The sequence below is a fragment of the Cellulomonas massiliensis JC225 genome (assembly GCF_000312005.1).
GTDB classification, from domain to species: domain Bacteria; phylum Actinomycetota; class Actinomycetes; order Actinomycetales; family Cellulomonadaceae; genus Cellulomonas; species Cellulomonas massiliensis.
The window spans coordinates 635,996-656,176 of record NZ_HE978588.1; the positions used below are offsets into that span (position 1 = coordinate 635,996).

Genomic DNA, 20,181 nt, shown 5'->3' on the forward strand with positions numbered 1-20,181 from the left:
CGCGGACCGGCCGGCGCGCGGCCGAGCGGACGCGGGGGGCGTGCCGGCGTGCCGGTGCCGCAGACCGCGGCCGCTCCGGCGGCCGCACGCCGACCAGCCGATCGGGAGTCGAACCCGGGCGTGGTGAACGCTGTGCCAGAACGGAGCCCGGATCGCGGCAGGACCCGCGGCGGCCACGCCGCCTCGGCTGCTCCCCGGGCGGGCTGGAGCGTACGCGCACGCGTCCGCGGGGCGCCTCGGGATTACCGCGTCAGGGGTGGGACACGACCGTGCGGTAGTGGTCGACCGTCGGGAAGGGGTCGTAGAAGTGGTGCAGGAGCTCGCGCCAGCGGGCGTACGACGCCGAGCCGCGGAACCCCTCGGTGTGGTCCTCGAGGCGGTCCCACTCGATGAGCAGCAGGTAGCGCGAGGGCCGCTCGACGCACCGCTCCAGCCGCAGGGAGCGGCAGCCGGGCATCGCGACGACGAGGTGCCGGGCCTCGTCGAAGGCCGCCTCGAACGCGTCCTCGCGGCCGGGCACGACCTCGAGGACCGCGTGCTCGAGGATCATCCGGCCGCGCTCGGGCTCAGGCGCGGCGGAAGCGCGCGACGACGTGGCACTCGAACGGGTCGCGCGCGGCCAGGCCGACCTCGTTGAGGTACCGCACGACGATCCGGTAGGAGCGCCACAGGCTCGTCTCCGTGTACGGCACGTCGAGCGTGCGGCAGTGCTCGCGCACGATGCGCCGGGCCTTCGCCAGGTGCGGGCGCGGCATGCTCGGGAACAGGTGGTGCTCGACCTGGTAGTTGAGCCCGCCCATGAGCCACGTCGCCCACCAGCCGCCGGCGACGTTGCGGGAGGTGCGCACCTGCTTGGAGAAGAAGTCCAGCTTGGCGTCGCGGGCGATGACGGGCATGCCCTTGTGGTTGGGGGCGAACGAGGCGCCCATGTACACGCCGAACACCGCCATCTGCACGCCCAGGAAGGCGAACGCCATGCCGAGCGGCAGGACGAGGAAGAGCGGGACGAGGTAGAGGGCGAACCGCAGCGTGACGAGCGTGAGCTCCAGGGCGCGGGACTTGACCTCGCCGCGGCCGAGCAGGTGCTGCATGCCGAGACGGTGCAGGTTGAGGCCCTCGAGGGTCAGCAGCGGGAAGAACAGCCACCCCTGGCGGCGGGTGATCATCGCGATGAGGCCGCGGGCCCGGGCGGCGTCCTCCTCGACGAACGAGATCGTGTCGACCTCGATGTCGGGGTCCTTGCCGAGCCGGTTGGGGTTCGCGTGGTGACGGTTGTGCTTGCTCGTCCACCACGAGAAGGAGATGCCGACGACGCCGCACGCGAGCCAGCGCGCGAGCCGGTCGTTCGCGGGGCCCGACTCCAGCACCTGCTTGTGCGCCGCCTCGTGCGTGAGGAACGCGACCTGGGTGAGGACGATGCCGAGGGCGCCGGCGACGAGCAGCTGGAACCAGCTGTCGCCGAGCAGGACGAAGCCCGCGACGCAGCCGGCGAACGCCAGCAGCAGCCCGGCGCCGACCCACGAGTAGAACGCGTACGCCCGCCGGAGCAGACCGCGCTCGCGCACCACCTGCGCGACCTGCGTGTAGGCGTGCGTGATGCTCGGGAACGTCGCGCCCCGCGGCTGCGTGGGCCGGTAGCCCGGCGGGAGCGTGGGTGTGGTGGAAGAAGCGGCGATGGTGCACCTGCCCGGTCGGTGCCTCGCGCCGTCGCGAGGACTTCGGTGCCAGAGGCGGGTGCCAATCGCCGGGCCACCGTAACCCGAGACCCTGGGGGTACGCCCGGTGGTCCGCCCCCCGGGATGCGCGATCAGCGTGTCGGACGGGTCGGCACGGGCGCCGCGGGCTTGACCGCGCCGAGGCTCAGCATGGTCGTCACGCGGTGCGCGCCGATGCGCGGGAGCTCTTTGAGGACGTCCTGGAGCTCGTCGGTGTCCGCCGCCGAGACGTGCAGGAGCACGTCGTCGGTGCCGGTCACCGAGTCCGCCCGCAGCACGGCGGGGATGTGCGCGAGCGCGTCCGCGAACCGGTCGTCGCCCGCCTCGGAGTGCTCGGCGAGCGTGATGAGGACGAACGCCTCGAGCCGCGCGCCGACCGCCCGCGGGTCGACGACGGCGCGGACCGACGTGATCACCCGCTCGGCACGCAGACGCTGGACGCGTCGCAGGGTCGCCGCGGGCGACAGGCCCACCCGGCGCGCGAGCTCGACGTTGGGCAGGTCGCCCTCGAGCTGGAGGATGTCGAGCAGCGCGCAATCGATCGCATCCAGATGGGCCATGGGCCGACGATAGTTGCGCGCCGAGCCGCTGTCGACGAAGCCAGTTGCTCGACGCGCACCCCGGCGCGCACGCTTCGTCCGTGCTGCTCGACCCCGCCCCCGCCGCCGTGACCGCCCCGCCCGCCGGGCGGGCGCGGCGACGCACCCCCACCCGCCAGGAGCTGGCGCTCGTCGCGATCACGCTCGTGTGGGGGGCCACCTTCCTCACGGTCCAGCACGGGCTCGCGTGGTCCGGCCCGGTGGCGTTCGTGGCGATGCGGTTCGGCGTCGCGGCGCTCGCGCTGGCCGCGATCAGCGCGCGCGTCCTGCGCGGGCTCACCCGCCGCGAGCTCGCGGTCGGCTCGGTCGTCGGCGTGACGCTGGTGCTCGGCTACGGCCTGCAGAGCGTCGGCCTGCAGAGCATCCCCTCGACGACGTCCGCGTTCCTCACCGCGCTCTACGTGCCCGCCGTCCCGCTGCTGCAGTGGGCGGTGCTGCGGCGCAGGCCCGGCGCCGGGGCGTGGGCCGGCATCGCGCTGGCGTTCGTCGGCGTGCTGCTGCTCACGGGGGCCGACCTCGGCGGCCTGCGCCTCGGCCCCGGCGAGGTCGCGACCCTCGTCGGCGCGCTCGCCGTCGCCGCGGAGATCGTGCTCATCGGCCGGTTCGCCGGCACGGTGGACGCGCGCCGCGTCGCGGTCGTGCAGCTGGCGTCCTGCGCGCTCCTGGCCGCCGCGGCCTGGCCGTTCACGGGCGAGGGGCTCCCACGGCCGTCGTGGCAGCTCGTCGCGGTCGTCGTCGGGCTCGGCGTCGCCACGGCCGTCATCCAGGTGACGATGAACTGGGCGCAGCGGGCCGTCTCACCGACCCGGGCGACCGTGATCTACGCGGGCGAGCCCGTGTGGGCGGCGGTGTTCGGCCGGGTCGCGGGCGAGCGGCTCGCCGGGACGTCCTGGCTCGGCGCCGCCCTCGTCCTCGCTGCGGTCCTCGTCTCCGAGCTGGGACCGCGCCGCCGCGACCCCGGCCCCGGCCCCGGCCCCGGCCCCGGCCCCGGCCCCGGCCCCGGCCCCGGCCGCTAGTGTGATCCCTGGCGATGGATCCCGCCGGGGCGTGAGCGCCCGAACCGCCGCTGGGGCTGATGGTTCCTGACTCGTCGCAGGTCGGCGGGCAGGACGCTGCCCGCGGGAGGTGGTCCGCATGGGCAGCACGCCCCAGCCGTCGCTCGACCGCATGGTGCCGTTCGCCGGGCACCCGGTCGTCGTCGGCGTCGTGCCGGAGCAGGACCCGCTCGTGGTCCGCACGGCCGCGGCGCTCGCCCGGGCGCTCGGCGTCGAGCTCTACGCGGCCCACGCCGACACGGCCCGCTACGTGGTCGCGGAGCACCCGGACGGGTCGGTGGACCACGCCGCCCTCGACCCGGACGGCGCCGACGACGGCTGGCGTCGCACCGAGGCCGGCCTGCGGGCGAGCCTCGCGGACGCGCTGCGCGACGAGCCGCTCACCTGGCACCTGCGGTACCTGGCCGGGCGCCCGGACCGCGCGCTCACCCACCTCGCCCGCGCCGTGGACGCCTCGACGCTCGTCGTGGGCACCCGCGCCCCCGGCGGCGGCCACCGGGTCCGCGAGCTGCTCGAGGGGTCGGTCGCGGCGCACCTCGCGCACCACCAGCACCGGCCCGTGCTCACGGTGCCGCTCGCCGTCGTGGACTGGAAGGAGCTTCCGGCGCCGTGGGCACGATGACGCGGGCGCGACAGGCGCAGCCCTCGCTGCTCGCCCTCGCGGGGCTCGTCGCCGCCGGCGGCGCCGTCGGCACCACGCTCCGAGCCCTGCTCGAGCGGGCGTGGCCGGCCGAGCCGGGGGGCTGGCCGTGGACGACATCCGCCATCAACCTCGTCGGGTCGTTCGCACTCGGTGCGCTGCTGGAGACGCTCGCCCGGCAGGGGCCCGACGAGGGCCGCCGGCGGCTCGTCCGCCTGGGCGCCGGCACCGGGGTGCTCGGCGGGTTCACGACCTACTCGACGTTCGTGGTCGAGGTCGAGCGGCGGCTCAGCGGCGGCGTCGTCGCCACCGGACTCGCGTACGCGCTGGTCAGCGTTGTGCTCGGCCTCGTCGCGGCGTGGCTGGGCGTCGCGGCGGCAGGAGCGCTGCGCCGGACGACGAGCACGGGGGCCCGCCCGTGACGTGGGTCCTGCTCGCGCTCGCGGGCGGCCTCGGGGCGGCGGCGCGCTTCCTGCTCGACAGCGTCGTCGCCCGTCACAACCGGCTCGCGACGCCGCTCGGGACCGTCGTCGTCAACGTCACGGCGTGCTTCCTGCTCGGGCTGCTGACCGGCTGGGGCCTGACCCACCCGGGACGCGACGACGTCCTGGCCGTCCTCGGCGTCGGCTTCCTCGGCGGCTACTCCACCTTCAGCACCGCGAGCGTCGAGGGCGTGCGGCTGCTGGCCGCCGGTCGCACCACGGCGGCGCTGGTGCACGCGGGGACGATGCTCGTGGCGTCGCTCGCGGCGGCGGCGGCCGGGGTCGCGCTCGCCGCGTGAGGCCCGGACGCGCCGCCGTCAGCGCGCGCGGTCGACCGGCGCGCCCCGCACCATCCAGCGCTCCGGGTCGACGAGGGACGTGAAGCCGAACCGCTTGTAGAGCGTGTGGGCGTCGGCGGTCGCCAGCACGACCCGGCGCAGGCCGCGCGGCTCGAGGTCGGCGAGCACGCCCTCGACCAGCGCCACGCCGACGCCCCGGCCGCGCACGTCGGGGTCGACGAACACGTCCGCGAGCCACGCGAACGTCGCGCCGTCCGTGACGACGCGCGCGAAGCCCACCTGCCGCCCGCCCTCGCGCTCGTAGACGCCGTAGGGCCACGAGCCGTCGATCGCCGCGTCCTGCTTCTCGCGGGTGCGGCCCTGCGCCCAGTACGACTGCTCCGACAGCCACCGGTGCACGAGGGCCCGGTCGACGCGCGCCCGGTCCGCCGAGAACTCGTACCGCTCGTCCATGCCGGGCACCGTACGGCACCGCCGCGGCCGGCGGACGGGTCTCTCAGCCGCGTGCGGCCTCGTCCACGAGCACGGCCCACCCGCGCGGCGGCAGCTGCACCGCCCCCGGCTCCAGCCGGCCGTCGCCCGCGACGAGCACCGCCGCGTCCGCGACGGGCAGGCGCACCGGCTCGTCGTCCAGGCTCAGCGCCACGACCACCGCCCCGAAACCGGACCCGGTCCGGAGCACGAGCTCCCGGTTGGCCAGGTGCAGCACGTCGGTGTGGGCGCGCACCAGCCACGGCAGGCGACCCCGCAGCGCGAGCAGGTCGCGGTGCGCCCGCAGGACCGCCGACGCGGCGGGCGCGAGGCCCGCCGGGTCGGGGGGGACGGGCGGCAGCTCCGGCCGCACCGCGTCGTCCCCGCCCTCCCGCTCCTCCTTGACGCCCGGCGTGCCGTACTCGTCGAGCGCGTAGACGCTCGGCACGCCCGCCACGGCGAGCAGGATCGCGAGCGCGTGCGGGACGAGCTCCACGCCGACCGCCGACGCGATGCGGGTGACGTCGTGGTTGCCGACGAACGTCAGCGGCGCGAACGTCGCGAGCAGGGCGACGTGCCGCTCGACCGCGTGCGCCGTCTCGTAGAAGTTCCGGTCGGCGATGCCGTGCCAGATCCCCTGCCAGAGCTCGTACTGCGTGACGGAGTCCATCGTCGAGGCGCGCACGACGCCCGCGTAGTCGCCGTGGATGACCTCGCCGACGAACCACGCCTCCGGGTGGCGCTCGCGCACGCGGGGCAGCACGCGCGCCCAGAACTCGTCCGGCACCGCGTACGCCGCGTCGAGCCGCCAGCCGTCGGCGCCGCGCGCGAGCCAGTGGTCCATGACGCGCACGACGAGGTCCTCGACCTCCGGCGACGCGTGGTCGAGCGCGACGAGGGCGCCGTGCCCCTCGAAGACGTCCGCCCGCACCGGGTCACCCGGCTGCCACCCGTCCCAGTCCACCCGGAACAGCGGCGCGTGCACGGAGGCGGGGCCGCGGGCCTCGACGTCGGCGAAGGCCGGGTGCGCCCGCCCGACGTGGTTGAAGACACCGTCCAGCAGCACGCGCAGGCCGCGATCGTGCGCGGCGGCGACCAGACGGTCGAGGTCGGCGTCGCCGCCGAGGCGGGGATCCACCCGCAGGTGGTCCACGGTGTCGTAGCCGTGCGTGCTCGACGCGAACACCGGCCCGAGGGCCACCCCCCGCAGACCGAGGGCGGCCACGTGGTCGAGCCAGCCGAGCAGCCGGTCGAGCCGGTGCACGACGCCGTGCTCGTGCTCAGGCTCGGGGCGCTCCGGCCGCACCGGCGCGCCCACCGCCCCCAGCGGGTACACGTGCCACCACGACACCTGCTCGGCCCAGCCCGGCATCAGCAGCACGTCCTCGAGGTGTCCACCCGCCCAGCATGTCTCACCCCGACGCCTCGTATCGCGGCGGCCGCTGCCGATTCCTCTCATGAGTCACCGACGACGAACCGGATCGCAGGCCCCGCCATGGACACCAGCCCGCTCTCCCGCAGCGACGAGCACCCCGCGGCGCTGCCCTACCCGTGGACCGCCACGGGCCTCGTCCTGGAGCAGCTCGGCACCGGGCTGCTGCACCCCGTGGGCGAGCACCTGTGCCTCGTCGGGCGCGCCGACGACGCGGACGTGCACCTCGCCGACGCCCAGGTGAGCAGCCGCCACGTGCTGCTGTCGTGCGACGGGGACCACTGGTTCGTGCAGGACCTGCACTCGACGTCGGGCACCCGGCTCAACGGCTTCCGGCTGCACGACCGCGCACCCCTCGCCGTCGGCGACGTCCTCACCGTCGGCGCGACGATCCTCCGCCTCGAGGCCGCCTGACCTCGCGTCCTCGCACCCCGGAGCGGGAGCGGGCCTGTCGGGCCTCCCGCGTAGCGTGGCGGTGTCCGCGTCCGACGACGTCGTCCGGAGGAGACCGCCATGAGCAACCTCGTCGTGCACTTCGAGATCCACGCCAGCGAGCCGCAGCGGCTCATCGACTTCTACTCCGAGCTGCTCGGCTGGACCTTCACGCAGTTCGGCGAGATGGAGTACTGGGCGATCGCGACCGGCGAGGGTGCCGTGGGCGCCGACGCGCCGGGCCACGGCATCAACGGCGGCCTCACGCGCCGCAGCGGTCCGCCGCCGGAGGCGGGCGCCCCCGTCAACGGCGCGAACGTGGTCGTCGGCGTGGACGGCGACATCGACGCGCTGTTCGCCCGCGGGCTCGAGCTGGGCGGCACCGTCGCGATGGCGCTCGACGACATGCCGTCGGTCGGCCGGCTCGGCTACCTCCTCGACCCGGACGGCAACGTGTTCGGCCTCATCTCGTCGATCCTCTCCGACGGCACGGACGTCATGGCGTCCGCCGGATGAGCCCGCGCGACGCCGTCCGCACGCGCCCGGCCGTGCTGCTGCCGCGCGACCTGCCGGCCGGCGCCGTGCTCCCCTACGCCCGGCGCGCGGAGGCGCTCGGCTTCCACGAGCTCTGGGTGGTCGAGGACCTCGGCTTCCGCGGCGGGTTCGCCCAGGCCGCCGCGGTGCTCGCCGCGACCTCGCGCCTGCGGGTCGCCGTCGGCATCCTGCCGGCGGCCGTGCGCAACGTCGCGTTCGCCGCGATGGAGGCGGCGACGCTGGCGCAGCTGTTCCCCGGCCGGCTCACCGTCGGCGTCGGGCACGGCATGCCGGGCTGGATGCGCTCCGTCGGGGCGTGGCCGCCGCAGCCGCTGGCGCTGCTCGAGGAGCACGTCCAGGCCCTGCGGGCGCTGCTGCGCGGCGAGCGGGTGAGCGCCGAGGGCCGGTACGTCCGGCTCGACGAGGTCGCGCTCGACCCGTCGGCGGTGCCCGACGAGCCACCCGACGTCGTGCTCGGGGTGCGCGGGCCGCGCTCGCTGGCCGTGTCGGGTCGCGTCGCGGACGGGACGGTGCTCGCCGAGCCGTGCGCGCCCGAGTACGTGCGCGCCGCGGTCGCGCAGATCGCGCCGACCGGGCCGCACCGCGTGGTCACCTACGACGTGGCGAGCGTCCGCGACGCCACCGCTGCGGCGGTCGAGGACGTGCGGCCGGCCCTCGCGTGGGTCGGCGACCCCGACTGGGCGCCGCACCTCGCCCCCCTGCCGTTCGCGGAGGAGCTGGCGGCGCTGCGCGCGTCCGCGGCGACGCGGGAGCACTTCGCGCGCGCACTGCCGCAGGCGTGGGTCACCCGGCTCGCGCTCGCCGGGACGCCCGACGAGGTCCGCGCGGGGATCGCCGCGCGGGCGGCGGCCGGCGCCACGACGTCGGTGCTGCTCCCGACCGGTGACCCGGTCGCCGCGCTCGATCGTCTCGCCGGCGTGCTCTGAGAGCACCCGCGCGCCCGTCAAGGGGCTCGCAGGGTCGCGAGATCAGGGGTTCCAGCCGAGCGCACCCAGGTACCCAACCCATGCTCGGCTGAAGCCTCCGACCTCGCGACGGCCTCCGTCGCCCGCCGCGAGGGGAGGTGGCGTCAGCCGGGGAGCAGCGCGCCCAGGCCCGCGGCGACCGCGAGGCCGAGCACGGTCCACGCGACGACGCTGACGGCGACGTAGGCGACGAAGCCGGCCTTGTGCGCGGCGTCGCCCTCCCAGTACGGAGCCTTCGCCCAGCGCAGCGTGTCGACGGCCTTGCGGACGCGGACGCGCGGGCTCACGGTGCGGGCGGTCATCGTGACGGCGGACATCAGGTGCTCCTCGTGGGTGCCGAGCTGGAGTAGGCGACGCCGGGGTCACCGGCTCCACCAGCATCCCACATCGTGGACGCCGCCGGGGTGGGACCGAAGGCCCACACGACGTGATGTCGGCCACGTCACCAGCGCAGATGCGCTCGACACGGTGTCAGGAGCGTCGTCCGGGTTCACCCTGGTGCCAGGACCCATCCGCGCCGACACCCGTGACGGCGCTCACGGCTCGGCCGGCCGGCCCCGCGGGGCCGGCCGGCGTGAGGTCAGGACTCCCGGCGCCGCCGGGCCAGCACGACGAGCGCCGCACCGCCGGCGAGCAGCAGGACCGCGGCCGCCAGGGCGCCCAGGGGCTCGGCGCCCGTGGTCGGCAGGGGCCCGTCCGGGCCGTCGCTGCCGCCGGAGCCGCTCGGCTCGTCCGTCGAGCCGGACCCGTCGGGGTCGCCGCCGCCGGTGCCGGGACCGGGGTCGGTGCTGCCCTCGCCGGCGTCGGCGTCGCGGACGACGACCGTGACGGTGCGCGTCTCGGTCGCACCGCCGGGCGTCGTGACGGTGTACTCGATCGTCACCGTGCCCGTGCGCCCCGGCTCCGGCGTGTAGACGATCCGGCCGTCGACGACGTCGACGGTGCCGTGCGCGGGCCCGCGCGTGACCACCGGGGCCGTCTCCCCGCCCGCGGTGACGTCGATGACCACGGCCGTGTCGTCCGGCGTGCTCACGGTGTCACCGTCGCCGGCGCCGACCACCGGGCCGACCGCGACCCGCACGGTCGAGCTCGAGGTGTCCGCGCCGTCCGTGATCACGTAGCTCACGGTGACGACGCCGGTGAAGCCGGCCGGCGGGGTGTACCGCACCTGCCCGCCCACGACGGTCGCGGTGCCCCGGGTCGCGCCGGACGCGTCGGTCGGGGTGCCGACCGAGACGATCGCCAGGGCGTCGCCGTTCACGTCCGAGTCGTTCGCGAGCACGTCCACCGTGACGGCGCGTCCGGGCTTCGTGAGCGCCTCGTCCGCGCGCGCCACCGGCGGCGCGTTGCGCACCGTGACCCTGACCGTGGCCGTCGCCGTCCCGCCGCGGCCGTCGGAGACGACGTACGTGAACGTGTCGTCCCCGGCGAAGCCGTGCTCCGGCTCGTACTCGACGACGTCGCCGGACGCGGTCGTCACGACCCGCACGGTGCCGTGCGCCGGCGTGCCGAGCGAGGTCACGGTGAGGGTGTCGCCGTTCGCGTCGTCGTCGTTGCCGAGCACGTCGATCCGCACCGGCGTGCCGGAGTCGGTCGTGGCGCTGTCGTCCTGCGCCTCGGGCGCCGCGTTGCGGACCGTGACGGTGACCGTGCCGGTGGTGCTCTCGTGGCCGTCGGTCGCGTCGTAGGAGAAGGTGACCGTGCCGGCCCAGCCGGCCGGCGGGGTGTAGAGCACCTCGCCGTCGACGACCGCCACGGTGCCCCGCGTCGTGCCGTCGCCGTCGACCGGCGCGGTGAGCGAGCCGGGGGCGATCGTCAGCGTCTGGCCCGGGTCGGGGTCGCCGTCGTTGCCCAGGACGTCCACGGAGACAGGTGTCCCCGTGTCCGTCGCGGCGGTGTCCGCGACCGCCGCGGGCGCCGTGTTGCTCACCGTCACGGTCAGCACGCCCGTCGTCGTCGTGACGCCGTCGCTCAGCGTGTAGCTCACCGTGACGGCGCCGACGAACCCGGCCGCGGGCGTCACGTCGAGGGTGCCGTCGCCGTTGACCACGACCGTCGCGCCCTCGTCGGCCGTCGCGCCGGTGACCGTGAGCGTCTGGAACCCTGCCGTCGCGTTCGCGTCCGAGTCGTTGGCCAGCACGTCGACCCCGGTGGCCGTCACGCCCACGGTCGTGCCCGCGGTGTCCGGCTGCGCGACGGGCGCGCTGTTGGGGGTCGTCACCGTGACGGTCGCGGTGTCGGAGCCGCCGTGCCCGTCCGAGACGCGGTACGTGAACGTGTCCGTCCCCGTCCAGCCCGTCGCGGCGGTGTAGAGGAAGGCGGAGCCGCCGGGGGTCGTCACGATCACGACCGAGCCGTGGCTCGGGGCACCGAGGAGCGCGATCGCGAGCGTGTCGCCGTCGGCGTCGGTGTCGTTGGCGAGCACCGGGACGAGCACCTGGGCGTAGCCCGACGGGATGGTCTCGGAGTCGTCCTGCGCCACCGGTGCCGCGTTGACACGGACGGTGACCGTGCCCGACCCGGTGCCGCCGTTGCCGTCGGCGACGGTGTAGCCGAACGTGACCGTGCCGGACCAGCCCACGGGGGGCGTGTAGACGGGCGAGCCGTCCACGAGGGTCACCGAGCCGCGCGGCGTGCCGTCGGCGTCGACCGGCGTGGTCGTCCCCGTGACGGTGAGCGCGTCACCGTCCGCGTCGCTGTCGTTGGCGCGCACGTCGATCGGGGTCGCGCCGCCGCCCTGCTGGACCGTCGCCTGGTCGTCGCGGACCGTCGGCGCGGAGTTCACCTGCTGCGAGGTGATCGTCACCGACCCCTCGTCGGTCGCGCCCCGCGAGTCCTCGACGACGTAGGTGAACGTCTCGGTCTGGCCGACGGGGAGGCCACCGGCAGGCTTGGTGTAGGTGACGACGCCGTTGCTCAGCGTCACCGTGCCGCCCTTCGACGTCGTCAGCGAGCCCTGCGTCGTCGTCGTCCCGTTCACGGTGATGCTCCGGACGGCCAGGCCGTCGCCGTTCGCGTCGGTGTCGTTCCCGAGCACGTCGACGGTCGTGGCCGTGGAGGCGGGCACGTCGACGTCGAGGACGACCGCGTCGTCGACCGCGGCCGGCGGCGTGTTGACGACGTCGACCCGCACGAGCGCGGAGGTGACGTTCCCCGCCTCGTCCTCGACCGTGTAGGAGAAGACGTCGCGACCGGCGAACCCGGGCTCCGGGACGTACGTCACCGTGCCGTCCGCGTGCAGCGTGACGGTGCCGTGGGCGGCCTTCGTGACGGCCACGACGGTGAGCTCGGAGACCGGCTGGTCGTCCGTCGCCCCCGCGAGCACGTCCACCGTGACGCCCGGCGTGCTGGGCGTCGGCAGGACCGACGCGACGTGGTCCTGCAGGACGGGCGCGGAGTCGGTCGCGGCGGGTCCTGTCACGACCTCGTCGGCGCGGTTGGTCACCGCGCCCGAGACGGTGCCGGTGGTCGCGCCGCGCGAGGTGACCTGCGCCGCGTTGACGACCTCCTGCTGCGCCACCGCGTCGGTGATCCGCACGGTGAAGTCGACCGTGAACGACGGCTCGTCCGGGCCCGCGCCCGTCGTGCCGAGCACCGCGACGTCGCCGATCCGCACCTCGACGTTGCCGCCGGTGCGCGCGTCGGGCACGAACCGGCCGGCGTCGGCGTCCGTGGCGTCGGTCAGCGTCGCGCCCTGCAGGCGCAGCGAGCCGGGGACGTACCGCGTGCCGGTCGGGATCGCGTCGAACAGCACCGCGTCGGCCGCGGTGTCGAGGCCGTCGTTCTGCACGACGACGTGGTACGTCAGGTCGTCGCCGTTCGTGACCTTGCCGTTCCCGTCGCGGTCGGTCCAGGTGAACGACTTCGCGCCGTGCGCGTTCGGCTCGTACAGCTCGGTGGCGAACGTGACCATGCCGATCCAGTAGGTCTCCGACGTCGTCGTGGCGCTGAGCGTGGCGCTGGTCGCCCCGTGGCCGAGGATCCCGTCCGCGGTGAAGAGGTCCGCGTCGAACCCGAGCTGGTTGTCGTACGCCGGGTTGCGACCCGTCGTGACGAGGCTGCCGCCCTTCGACACGGTCGAGTTGAAGACGTTGTCCTGCGGGTTGAAGCCGTCGGAGAGCTTCTGGCCGTTGAGCGAGAAGCTGTCGCCCGTGTAGCCACGGTCGCCCTCGTACGTGACGGCGCCCATGGTGGTCTTCACGGTGCCGCTCGGCGGCGTGAGGAAGCCGCTGACGCCGAAGCTGACCTCGCGGCTGCCGGTCGCGTTGCGGATCTCGGAGTAGCCGCGGAAGACGGAGAGGTTGCGCATCGGCTCGTCCGCGTCACCCACGACGACGACGAGGGACCAGCCCGCGTACTGGTCGGCACCCCCCGAGGCGGACTGCACGTTGCCGACCGCGTAGGTGCCGCTGCCGTGCGCACGGACGTCGGCGGTCACGTCGCGGTAGGCCTGGTAGCCGTTGTCCGTGGGGCTGACCGAGACGGTCGACGCGGTGACCGTCCCGCCGGTGATCGCCGTGCCGCTGCCGTAGCCGAACCACGCCGAGCCGCGGAGGTCGGCGTTGTTCGTCGTGCCGGTGATGCCGCTCGTGCGGCCGCCCCACACGAGGGCCGCGAACAGGACCGAGCCGCCCTGCGGGATCGTGAGGTCGGCCGTCGACGAGCTGAACGTCGTCGCGCCGTCCGCGAGCACGTCCACGAACTGGCTGTTGTAGTCGTTGTTCGACGCCGAGCCGCCCGGCGCGACGCGGGCCGCCGCGCACGTGCCGGCGTTGGTGCCGGACGACGTCGAGCACGTCATCAGCGTGTTGCCGGCCATGAGGATCGCCCCGTGGGCGTTCGTCGAGAACACCGGGACGAAGGGGTCGATGTTCGCGGCCTGGGCGGGAGCCGCGACCACGCCCCCGAGCAGGGCGGCGGCGAGCACCGAGAGGATCGCGACGACGGCACGACGACGACGGGCGGCAGGGACGGCAGGCATGCCGTCAGCATCGGTGCCCAGGAGGGGACTTTCGTGCCTTGACGAGGGTGACCTGGGCGACTGTCCAATTCGCCTGGGTGCCACCACCCGGCCCGGCGCCCGGACGTGTCCTGACTGGTCCGGACACGTCCGGAACGCCCGTCTCGCCCACCGGATGGGCGACCCGGCCGGGCGGTACGGTCACCGCCCGGTCGGGTCGTCAGCCCGCCGGCCGGGTCAGGCCGGCAGCCAGAGCGCGAGCACGTTCGGCGGCTCCCAGCCGGGCAGCGAGGTGTGCGCCTGGCGGCACCGGTACTGCACGCCGTTGTACGTCACCACCGCGCCGACCGCGTACGCCTGGTACGGCGCCCACGAGCCGCTGGGCGTGGTGGGCGTGGGCGTCGGGGTGGGCTTCGGCGTGACGGTGGGGGTCGGCGTGGGCGTCGGGGTCGGGGTCGGGGTGACCGTGGGCGTGGGCGTGGGCGTGGGCGTCGGCGTCACCGTCGAGCCCAGGAGCGCCTTGGCGTTGTCCCCGAAGGTCCAGCCCTTCGAGCCGTCCCAGTTGATCGACCACGTCATGAGGCCCTTCGGCTGACCGCCGAGCTGCTGCCACGCCTGCTGCACGAGCGCCGGGCTCATGTACCCGCCGCCGGCGCCGACCTGCGCGGGCAGCCCTGGGACCTGCTTGTCGTACGGGAGGCGGATCGTCGTGCCCTGGATCGTCAGGCCGTCGTTGAGGCACCTCGTCTGCGCGACGAAGCCGGCGACCGTGCCCGCCGCGTAGGAGTTGCCCTGGCAGTCGTACATCGAGCCGTTGTAGTACTGCATGTTCAGCCACCACAGGCGGCCGTTGTCCGCGTACTTCTTGATGATCGGCAGGTACGAGCCCCAGATCGACCCGTAGGTGACGGCGCCACCGGTGACGTACGCCGTCTCGGGCGCCATCGTCAGGCCGAAGCCGGCGGGCATCTGGGCGAGGATCCCGTCGATGATGCGGATGAGGTTCGCCTGCGACGTCGAGAGCGTCCCGATGCTGCCCGAGCCCGTGAGGCCGGCCTCGATGTCGATGTCGATGCCGTCGAAGTTGTTCGCCTTGAGGATCGGCACGATCGTCGCGACGAACCGGTCGGCGACCGCCGACGACGACAGGTCGATGCTCGCGGTGGCGCCGCCGATCGACATCAGCACGGTGTGCCCCTGCGCCTTCGCGGCGCAGATCTGTGACGGCGTCGGGACGTCGACCCCGGTGTCCATGCCGTCCTCCCACTTGACCGTCCCGTCGGGGAGGATCACGGGGAACGCCGCCATCAGCACGTTGTAGCCGTGCTGCGCCTGGCGGGAGTCGTCGATCGGGATGCGGCCCATGCCGGGATGGACCGACGAGTTGTCCCAGCTCTCCCAGTAGCCCTGCAGGACCTTGCCGGTGGGGCGGGACTTGACCGCACAGGTGTCGGCGGCGACGGCGCCACCGGTCCCGACGGCGACGACCGCTGCTGCGGCGGCGAGCACGAGGGCGGTGGCGCCCCCGACGAGCCGCGATGCTCGTCCGAGCATGAGGAAGACTCCTTCGTCCGGGTGGGACCCGTGCCCCGCGCACACCGGGGGGAGGGTGGCGGGCGCGGCGAGCACGGCACGGGCGTACGACTGCTCCGAGGAGCCGTCTGGTGCCGGTGCTCGACCGTCGGGAACGCGCCAGGACGTGCCAGCGAACCTAGGCCCGGGCCGGACCGCGGTCAACGGTTCCGGACGAATTCGTCAGGATGGCTGACAAACTCCCCGGCCGGCGGGGGTCACGGTCAGGGCAGGGCGTGGGCGAGCTGCCAGAGCCGGACGAGGACGACCATGACCGCCACGGCGGGCAGCACGATCGGCCGCACGTGCACCCGCCGCCACACCGGGTTCGGGACGAGGAGCAGCAGGAGCGGGACCGCGACGAGGAGCGCGAGCTCGAGGCGCCAGAAGCCCGCGACGACGTCGTCGTAGTGGCCGCCGGCGCAGATCCACGACGCGCGCTCGGGGGCGTCGCCGCACGCGTCGAGGCGGGTCGCGAGCAGGTTCGACGCGCTGAACGCGGCGGTCGTCACCACCAGCTGGACGAGCCACGCCCCCCACGCGGGGCCGGTTCGGATGCGCGGCGCCGGCCGCACCCCGGGGACGGCCGTCCGCACCGCCGTCGCGCTCGCCATCGCACCCCCCGCCTCGTCGGCCGCACGTGCACGCGGCCGCGACGATGATGGCAGCGGCGCGCGCCCGCGCGTCGCAGGCACGCCCGGCGACGAGGTCAGAACACCTCGCCCCGGGCGATCGCCTGCGACTTCGGCAGCAGCCCGCGGTAGGCCCGGTCGAGCACCCACATGACGGGCATGAGCACCTCGCCGAGCGAGGCTTGCGCCGTCCACGTGGCCTCGAGCGGCTGGACCTGCGCGAAGCCGGCGTGCACCTGGTGCGTGACGAGGGCCCGCCGCTCCCCCGCCCGCACGAGCTCCATGCGGCCCGTCCACGCCAGCCCGGCGGACCGCCACGTCCACCGTCGGCCCTCGGGGCCCTCGACGCGCAGCTCCCAGCGCACCGCGTCGCGGCGGCGGCGCTCGACCGTCACCGGCTCGCCCGCGACGACGAGCGGCATCGCGTGGAACGACCAGGCGAACGACCCGGAGTCCTGCGCCTCCAGCCGGCCGGACGCGACGTCCCGGCGCTCCCCGTCGGTCACCAGCGTCGCGACCAGCTCGCGCGACGCCCGCCAGGCGAGCTCGACGCGGTGGCCGGCCACGTCCAGCACCGCCCGCTCCTGGTAGGGCGTGGCGAGCGGCAGAGTGGCGAACTGGGCGGCGGTGAGCGCGTCGTGGACGGTCACCCCCCCGGCGGCGCCGAGGGGCGACCACACGTCGGTCACCACGCCGTCGGGCCGCGGCCCCCGGAGCGCGCGCGCTCGCGCTCCCGCTCGCGCTCCTCGCGGGCGGCCTCCTCGCGCTGCTCCGCGCGCCGGGCGTCGCCGCGCACCCGCGAGGCCTCCGCGCGCAGGTTCGCCGCGGCGCTGCGCGCCTTCCCCTTCCACCCGCCGAGCGCGCCGCGGACGTCGGTGGCGTTGTCGCACTCCCAGTCGGGCGAGGCCGCGACCTTGGCCGCCGTGTCGACCACGACCTCGACGTCGTCGGCCAGCGCGTCGAGCTGGCGCGCCTTCTCGAACAGCTCCGCGGAGCCCATCGCCGCCTCCTAGAACCAGTTCATCGGGTTGAGCTTGGACTCCTTGACCGCGTCGACCTGGTCGCCGACCCAGTCCGCGGCCTCCTCGGCCCGGTCGCCGGCCCAGTCGACGGCCTCGCCGGCGGCCTTCTCGATGTCGTCCCAGTGCTCGACGACCTTCGCGCCCGCCCAGACGGCGCCCGTGACCGCGACGGCGCCCCACGTGATCGGATTCGGTGCGATGAGCGCGGCCGTCATCGACGCGTTGAACGCCACCTCGGCGTACTCCCCGACGACGTGGGCCTTGCCCTCGGTGCCGCCCTGCTCCCAGAGCTCGGCGTTCTCGTCCCGGTTGTTCCAGAGCCCGATCGCCCCGTCCACGGTGGCGACGCCGCTGCCGACCGCGCCCAGCACCCGCAGCCCGCCCGCGGCCCGCAGCATCGTGCCGGTGCCCGAGCGGCTCGCCATCGTCACGAGGTTGCCCGCGCCGCGGCCGAACACCCGGCCGGTCACCGGGTCCGTCCACGGGCGGCCGAACACGTGGTTCCCCCACCGCGCGGCGCCCGCGGCGAGCTGCCCGGCGTCGACGTTGCGCAGGACGGTCGAGACCCACGTCGTCGTGCTCGTGCCCGCCCGGCTCTGCAGGAGCCGCGCGAGGATCGTCGGCTTCGGCGCCTGGCCGGGCACGGTGTACGGCTGCACCTTCGACGACATCCGGGCGACCCACGCGTCGAAGTCCTCGACGATGCTCGCCGTCTGCAGCAGCACCTTCTGCGCCGTGTTCGGGACGAACGCGCCGGGGTAGGTGAACTGCGTCTTGCCGCGCAGGTAGTAGTCGTCCAGCAGCGAGAGCGTGCCGGACAGCTTGTTCGCCAGGCCGGGGTGGGTCGTCGCGAGGCGCTCGAGCCCCGGCGCGACGATGTTGCGCCGGATCATCCAGCTCGCGAGCGCCGGGCCGCCCTTGACGACCAGCGCCGTCATCGCGGAGACCACCGCGCCCGAGGCGATCGTGACGTCCTGCACGTCGTGGTAGGCGTCGACGAGGACGCGGGCCGTCTCGGCGTCGTCCATGCCGGCGAGCTTGCGCAGCGCCTCCGTCTGGAGCTGCTCCATCCACTCCTGGAGGTTGGCGGGGTCCGAGTCCTCCCACGCGTCCGCCGAGGGTGCGCCCGCCCGGATCGCGACCGCCGCGTCCTCGACGGACATGGACTGGCCCGCGATGGCCCTGGCCTGCTCCGCGTTCATCGCGAGCCCGGCGAACGTCGGGGTGGCGCCGTTCATCTGCTCGAGCACGCCGATGCGCGCCTTGAGGTCGCGCGACGTGTCGGTCGCCCACTGGTCGGCGCCCGTCAGCCCGCTCATCTCGACCCGCGCCTCGAGAGCGCTCGCGCGGGAGAACAGCCCCGGCAGGTCCTCCGCCAGGGCCTCCAGCGCCACGACCGTCGCGGCGAGGACCTCCTTGTCGACCTTGACGGCCATCAGGCGGAGACCCGGTCGACGAGCGCGCGCAGCTCGGCGGACGACGGCAGGAGCGCCGCGAGCGCCTCCCACACCTGGCCGCCGGCGACCGGCTCGAACGTCGCCAGGGCGTCGGGCGTGATGTCCTCCGCCGCGAGCGGCTCGGCCGGCGACGTCCGCACCCAGTACCCGCCGGGCCCGCACGCCCACAGGGCGAGCCCGCGGGCGTCGGTCGGCTCCGGGCCCCAGATCATCGTCACCCGCGCGGTCGCCTCGAGGTAGGAGAGCGTCGCGAGCAGCATCATCCGGTCGTCCTCGGCCACGTCTCCGAACAGGCGCTCGAGCTCCGCCGTCGCGACCGTGCGCGCGGGCTCCCACGCCCGCTCCCCGAGCGCCATGGCCTGCAGGACGGCGTCGATCGCCCGCAGCGGCACCGTGAACGGTCGGGCGACCTTCGGCACGTCGTGCCGGCGCAGCCCGACGAGCCGCGCGAGGATCCACAGCAGCTGCGGCAGCTCGTCCTGGTGGTACGCCGTGGCGCCCTCGTCGTCGTCCTGCGGCCACGGGTCGGTGTACCAGACCCGCTCCTCGCGCACCGAGACGACGGCCACCTGCGCGCCCTGCGGGCCGGCGGTCTCCACGACGCACCGGATCATCGGCTCGGCCATGGTCCGGACGAGGTCCGCGACGAACGGCGTCATCAGGCCCTCGCCGTCGAGCAGCCCGTCCGCGGCGAGCCGCTCGCGCGCGCCCGCCTCGACGTCGTCGCCGTTCGACAGGCGGCGCAGGGTCTCCAGCTCGTCGTCCGTCACCGCGATGCGGTGGCGGACCGCGTCGACGCGTGCCACGAAGGTCCTCTCGGTCGGTGTCGGTGCACCGCGGGCGGGCCGCGGCGCGTCGGGGGTCAGGCGTGCCGGTACGGCGCGAGGGCCGTCTCGAGGGCGGTCCGCAGGGCGTCGGGGTCGGACGTCTGGACGAGGACCTGCTCGCCGCTGCGCAGCGTCAGCCCCAGCACGCCCTTGCCCATCGTCTCCGCGAACGCCCCGCCGACGAGGCGGCCGACCGGCGGGGCACCCTTCGGCGCCACGCCCCACGGCTGCACGTCCGCGAGCGGGATCCGGGCGCGGCCGGAGCGCAGCTCGGTCTCGGTCAGCGTGACGTTGCCGTAGACGCCGGTGCTCCACATCGCGAGCGCCGTGATGCCGCCCAGCATCCCGACGAGGATGGTGCCGAACGCGGGGTTCCCGCCGTCCGCCACGAGGAACCCGACCCAGGCGACGACGCACACGCCCAGGAACACGAGCCACGTCCGTCTCTTCGGCGACCGCTCCGCGTACCTGACCACGCCGGAATGGTACGAGACGGACATCCGGAGCGAGACCGGGACCGGCCCCTGGACCGGATCCTCACCCGTCCGGACGACCGAGGCGGCCCTCAGACCTCGCCCTCGAGCGCGCGGCGCACGACGATCCGCGTCCACGCGCCGAGGTACAGCCGGTCGCCGTCCTCGAGCTCGCGGCGCTGCCCGACCGGGATCGGGTCGTCGGGCAGGGGCTCGCCCACCTTTGCGACGTACGTGCCGTTCGACGACTGCAGGTCCTCGACCCACCAGCGCACCCCGTCGGTGTTGAGCTGGCAGTGCCGGCGCGACACCCCCGAGTCGGTGCCGCAGTCGACCTGCGGGTGGATGCCGCGGGAGGCGGACGTGCGGCCGACGAGCACGGAGCGCGCGCGCAGGGGCACGAGCGACGGCAGGCCGACGGACGGCATGCGGTCCTCCGCCTGCTGGGAGGCGTACCAGTCGGGGTCGACCCAGATCTCGGCCACCCAGGTGTCCGGGCCGGGGGCCTCGGGCGTGGGGAGCGCCGAGGGGTCCCCGGCCACGGGGGTCGCGCCGCCGGCCGGGGCCGCGGCGCCGGGCTCGGGCTGCGGTGC

22 protein-coding genes and 1 riboswitch are annotated in these 20,181 nt (G+C 75.1%); of the genes, 7 read left to right on the top strand and 15 right to left on the bottom strand.

The annotated features are described in order from the left end of the window. Window positions 1–250: 250 nt before the first annotated feature. From HGCM_RS03025 to HGCM_RS19020, 3 genes are all read right to left on the bottom strand, one after another. Entirely contained in the window at window positions 251–550 is a 300-nt protein-coding gene (locus tag HGCM_RS03025; RefSeq protein ID WP_019135413.1) for an antibiotic biosynthesis monooxygenase family protein, read from the bottom strand. 16 nt (window positions 551–566) lie between these two features. After that, window positions 567–1,676, bottom strand: a complete 1,110-nt coding sequence (locus HGCM_RS03030; protein ID WP_026075542.1) for a fatty acid desaturase family protein — start codon at window positions 1,674–1,676, stop codon at window positions 567–569. A 131-nt stretch (window positions 1,677–1,807) separates the two neighbouring features. Beyond that, window positions 1,808–2,275: an Lrp/AsnC family transcriptional regulator gene (locus HGCM_RS19020; protein WP_026075228.1), complete on the bottom strand. Its 468-nt coding sequence runs from the start codon at window positions 2,273–2,275 to the stop codon at window positions 1,808–1,810. Between the two features lie 80 nt (window positions 2,276–2,355). Between HGCM_RS19020 and HGCM_RS03040 the strand changes: the two genes are divergently transcribed. The 4 genes from HGCM_RS03040 (at window position 2,356) to HGCM_RS03055 (ending at window position 4,790) form a co-directional block, all read left to right on the top strand. Continuing rightward, window positions 2,356–3,330 (top strand): DMT family transporter, encoded by a 975-nt coding sequence (locus HGCM_RS03040; protein ID WP_246119421.1) that lies wholly within the window; start codon window positions 2,356–2,358, stop codon window positions 3,328–3,330. Between the two features lies 1 nt (window position 3,331). After that, window positions 3,332–3,406: riboswitch (Fluoride riboswitch) on the top strand. A gap of 42 nt (window positions 3,407–3,448) precedes the next feature. Then, a complete protein-coding gene (locus HGCM_RS03045) occupies window positions 3,449–3,991 on the top strand; it encodes a universal stress protein (protein WP_019135416.1) in 543 nt (180 codons plus the stop codon). Next, window positions 3,988–4,431, top strand: coding sequence for a fluoride efflux transporter FluC (locus HGCM_RS03050; protein ID WP_040399327.1), 444 nt, complete (start codon window positions 3,988–3,990; stop codon window positions 4,429–4,431). The genes HGCM_RS03045 and HGCM_RS03050 overlap by 4 nt, the downstream gene beginning before the upstream one ends. Beyond that, window positions 4,428–4,790, top strand: a complete 363-nt coding sequence (locus tag HGCM_RS03055; protein ID WP_019135418.1) for a fluoride efflux transporter FluC — start codon at window positions 4,428–4,430, stop codon at window positions 4,788–4,790. Before HGCM_RS03050 ends, HGCM_RS03055 begins: the two co-directional genes overlap by 4 nt. An 18-nt stretch (window positions 4,791–4,808) precedes the next feature. Here the strand turns inward: HGCM_RS03055 and HGCM_RS03060 are convergent, their stop codons facing one another. After that, on the bottom strand, window positions 4,809–5,243 hold the full coding sequence (locus HGCM_RS03060) for a GNAT family N-acetyltransferase (protein WP_019135419.1): 435 nt from the start codon (window positions 5,241–5,243) through the stop codon (window positions 4,809–4,811). Between the two features lie 43 nt (window positions 5,244–5,286). Beyond that, window positions 5,287–6,633, bottom strand: coding sequence for an alpha-amylase family glycosyl hydrolase (locus tag HGCM_RS03065; RefSeq protein ID WP_026075230.1), 1,347 nt, complete (start codon window positions 6,631–6,633; stop codon window positions 5,287–5,289). A gap of 123 nt (window positions 6,634–6,756) precedes the next feature. Between HGCM_RS03065 and HGCM_RS16585 the strand changes: the two genes are divergently transcribed. The 3 genes from HGCM_RS16585 (at window position 6,757) to HGCM_RS03080 (ending at window position 8,606) form a co-directional block, all read left to right on the top strand. Next, entirely contained in the window at window positions 6,757–7,107 is a 351-nt protein-coding gene (locus tag HGCM_RS16585) for an FHA domain-containing protein (RefSeq protein ID WP_019135421.1), read from the top strand. 99 nt (window positions 7,108–7,206) lie between these two features. Beyond that, window positions 7,207–7,641 carry a VOC family protein gene (locus HGCM_RS03075; RefSeq protein ID WP_019135422.1) on the top strand — a complete coding sequence of 145 codons (435 nt, stop codon included), beginning with the start codon at window positions 7,207–7,209 and terminating at the stop codon, window positions 7,639–7,641. Continuing rightward, window positions 7,638–8,606, top strand: coding sequence for an LLM class flavin-dependent oxidoreductase (locus HGCM_RS03080; protein WP_019135423.1), 969 nt, complete (start codon window positions 7,638–7,640; stop codon window positions 8,604–8,606). The genes HGCM_RS03075 and HGCM_RS03080 overlap by 4 nt, the downstream gene beginning before the upstream one ends. A gap of 143 nt (window positions 8,607–8,749) precedes the next feature. On the opposite strand, the gene HGCM_RS03085 is transcribed toward HGCM_RS03080, so the two are convergent. From HGCM_RS03085 to HGCM_RS20340, 10 genes are all read right to left on the bottom strand, one after another. Then, window positions 8,750–8,962: a hypothetical protein gene (locus HGCM_RS03085; RefSeq protein WP_019135424.1), complete on the bottom strand. Its 213-nt coding sequence runs from the start codon at window positions 8,960–8,962 to the stop codon at window positions 8,750–8,752. A 263-nt stretch (window positions 8,963–9,225) separates the two neighbouring features. Then, window positions 9,226–13,626 (bottom strand): beta strand repeat-containing protein, encoded by a 4,401-nt coding sequence (locus tag HGCM_RS18685; RefSeq protein WP_019135425.1) that lies wholly within the window; start codon window positions 13,624–13,626, stop codon window positions 9,226–9,228. Between the two features lie 216 nt (window positions 13,627–13,842). Then, window positions 13,843–15,234, bottom strand: a complete 1,392-nt coding sequence (locus HGCM_RS16595; RefSeq protein WP_147572610.1) for a carbohydrate-binding protein — start codon at window positions 15,232–15,234, stop codon at window positions 13,843–13,845. 167 nt (window positions 15,235–15,401) lie between these two features. Beyond that, window positions 15,402–15,791, bottom strand: coding sequence for a hypothetical protein (locus HGCM_RS03100; protein WP_019135426.1), 390 nt, complete (start codon window positions 15,789–15,791; stop codon window positions 15,402–15,404). A 95-nt stretch (window positions 15,792–15,886) separates the two neighbouring features. Beyond that, window positions 15,887–16,489 carry a hypothetical protein gene (locus tag HGCM_RS03105; RefSeq protein ID WP_147572612.1) on the bottom strand — a complete coding sequence of 201 codons (603 nt, stop codon included), beginning with the start codon at window positions 16,487–16,489 and terminating at the stop codon, window positions 15,887–15,889. Window positions 16,490–16,494: 5 nt separating this feature from the next. Next, a complete protein-coding gene (locus HGCM_RS16600) occupies window positions 16,495–16,809 on the bottom strand; it encodes a hypothetical protein (RefSeq protein WP_019135428.1) in 315 nt (104 codons plus the stop codon). Window positions 16,810–16,818: 9 nt separating this feature from the next. Further along, entirely contained in the window at window positions 16,819–18,267 is a 1,449-nt protein-coding gene (locus HGCM_RS18690; protein ID WP_019135429.1) for a hypothetical protein, read from the bottom strand. Continuing rightward, complete coding sequence (locus HGCM_RS03120; RefSeq protein ID WP_019135430.1) at window positions 18,267–19,094, bottom strand: hypothetical protein; 828 nt, start codon at window positions 19,092–19,094, stop codon at window positions 18,267–18,269. The genes HGCM_RS18690 and HGCM_RS03120 overlap by 1 nt, the downstream gene beginning before the upstream one ends. Window positions 19,095–19,150: 56 nt before the next feature. After that, window positions 19,151–19,591 (bottom strand): hypothetical protein, encoded by a 441-nt coding sequence (locus tag HGCM_RS03125; protein WP_019135431.1) that lies wholly within the window; start codon window positions 19,589–19,591, stop codon window positions 19,151–19,153. A gap of 89 nt (window positions 19,592–19,680) precedes the next feature. Continuing rightward, window positions 19,681–20,181 (bottom strand): FHA domain-containing protein (locus HGCM_RS20340; protein WP_246119422.1); only part of this gene is annotated, 501 nt, incomplete at its 5' end.

Excerpts from the sequence above, each read along its gene's own strand:
- HGCM_RS03025 (WP_019135413.1), bottom strand. The coding sequence starts at position 550 with ATGATCCTCGAGCACGCGGTCCTCGAGGTCGTGCCCGGCCGCGAGGAC.
- HGCM_RS19020 (WP_026075228.1), bottom strand. The coding sequence starts at position 2,275 with ATGGCCCATCTGGATGCGATCGATTGCGCGCTGCTCGACATCCTCCAG.
- HGCM_RS03045 (WP_019135416.1), top strand. The coding sequence starts at position 3,449 with ATGGGCAGCACGCCCCAGCCGTCGCTCGACCGCATGGTGCCGTTCGCC.
- HGCM_RS03050 (WP_040399327.1), top strand. The coding sequence starts at position 3,988 with ATGACGCGGGCGCGACAGGCGCAGCCCTCGCTGCTCGCCCTCGCGGGG.
- HGCM_RS03060 (WP_019135419.1), bottom strand. The coding sequence starts at position 5,243 with ATGGACGAGCGGTACGAGTTCTCGGCGGACCGGGCGCGCGTCGACCGG.
- HGCM_RS03065 (WP_026075230.1), bottom strand. The coding sequence starts at position 6,633 with ATGCCGGGCTGGGCCGAGCAGGTGTCGTGGTGGCACGTGTACCCGCTG.
- HGCM_RS16585 (WP_019135421.1), top strand. The coding sequence starts at position 6,757 with ATGGACACCAGCCCGCTCTCCCGCAGCGACGAGCACCCCGCGGCGCTG.
- HGCM_RS03075 (WP_019135422.1), top strand. The coding sequence starts at position 7,207 with ATGAGCAACCTCGTCGTGCACTTCGAGATCCACGCCAGCGAGCCGCAG.
- HGCM_RS03080 (WP_019135423.1), top strand. The coding sequence starts at position 7,638 with ATGAGCCCGCGCGACGCCGTCCGCACGCGCCCGGCCGTGCTGCTGCCG.
- HGCM_RS03085 (WP_019135424.1), bottom strand. The coding sequence starts at position 8,962 with ATGTCCGCCGTCACGATGACCGCCCGCACCGTGAGCCCGCGCGTCCGC.
- HGCM_RS18685 (WP_019135425.1), bottom strand. The coding sequence starts at position 13,626 with ATGCCTGCCGTCCCTGCCGCCCGTCGTCGTCGTGCCGTCGTCGCGATC.
- HGCM_RS03100 (WP_019135426.1), bottom strand. The coding sequence starts at position 15,791 with ATGGCGAGCGCGACGGCGGTGCGGACGGCCGTCCCCGGGGTGCGGCCG.
- HGCM_RS16600 (WP_019135428.1), bottom strand. The coding sequence starts at position 16,809 with ATGGGCTCCGCGGAGCTGTTCGAGAAGGCGCGCCAGCTCGACGCGCTG.
- HGCM_RS18690 (WP_019135429.1), bottom strand. The coding sequence starts at position 18,267 with ATGGCCGTCAAGGTCGACAAGGAGGTCCTCGCCGCGACGGTCGTGGCG.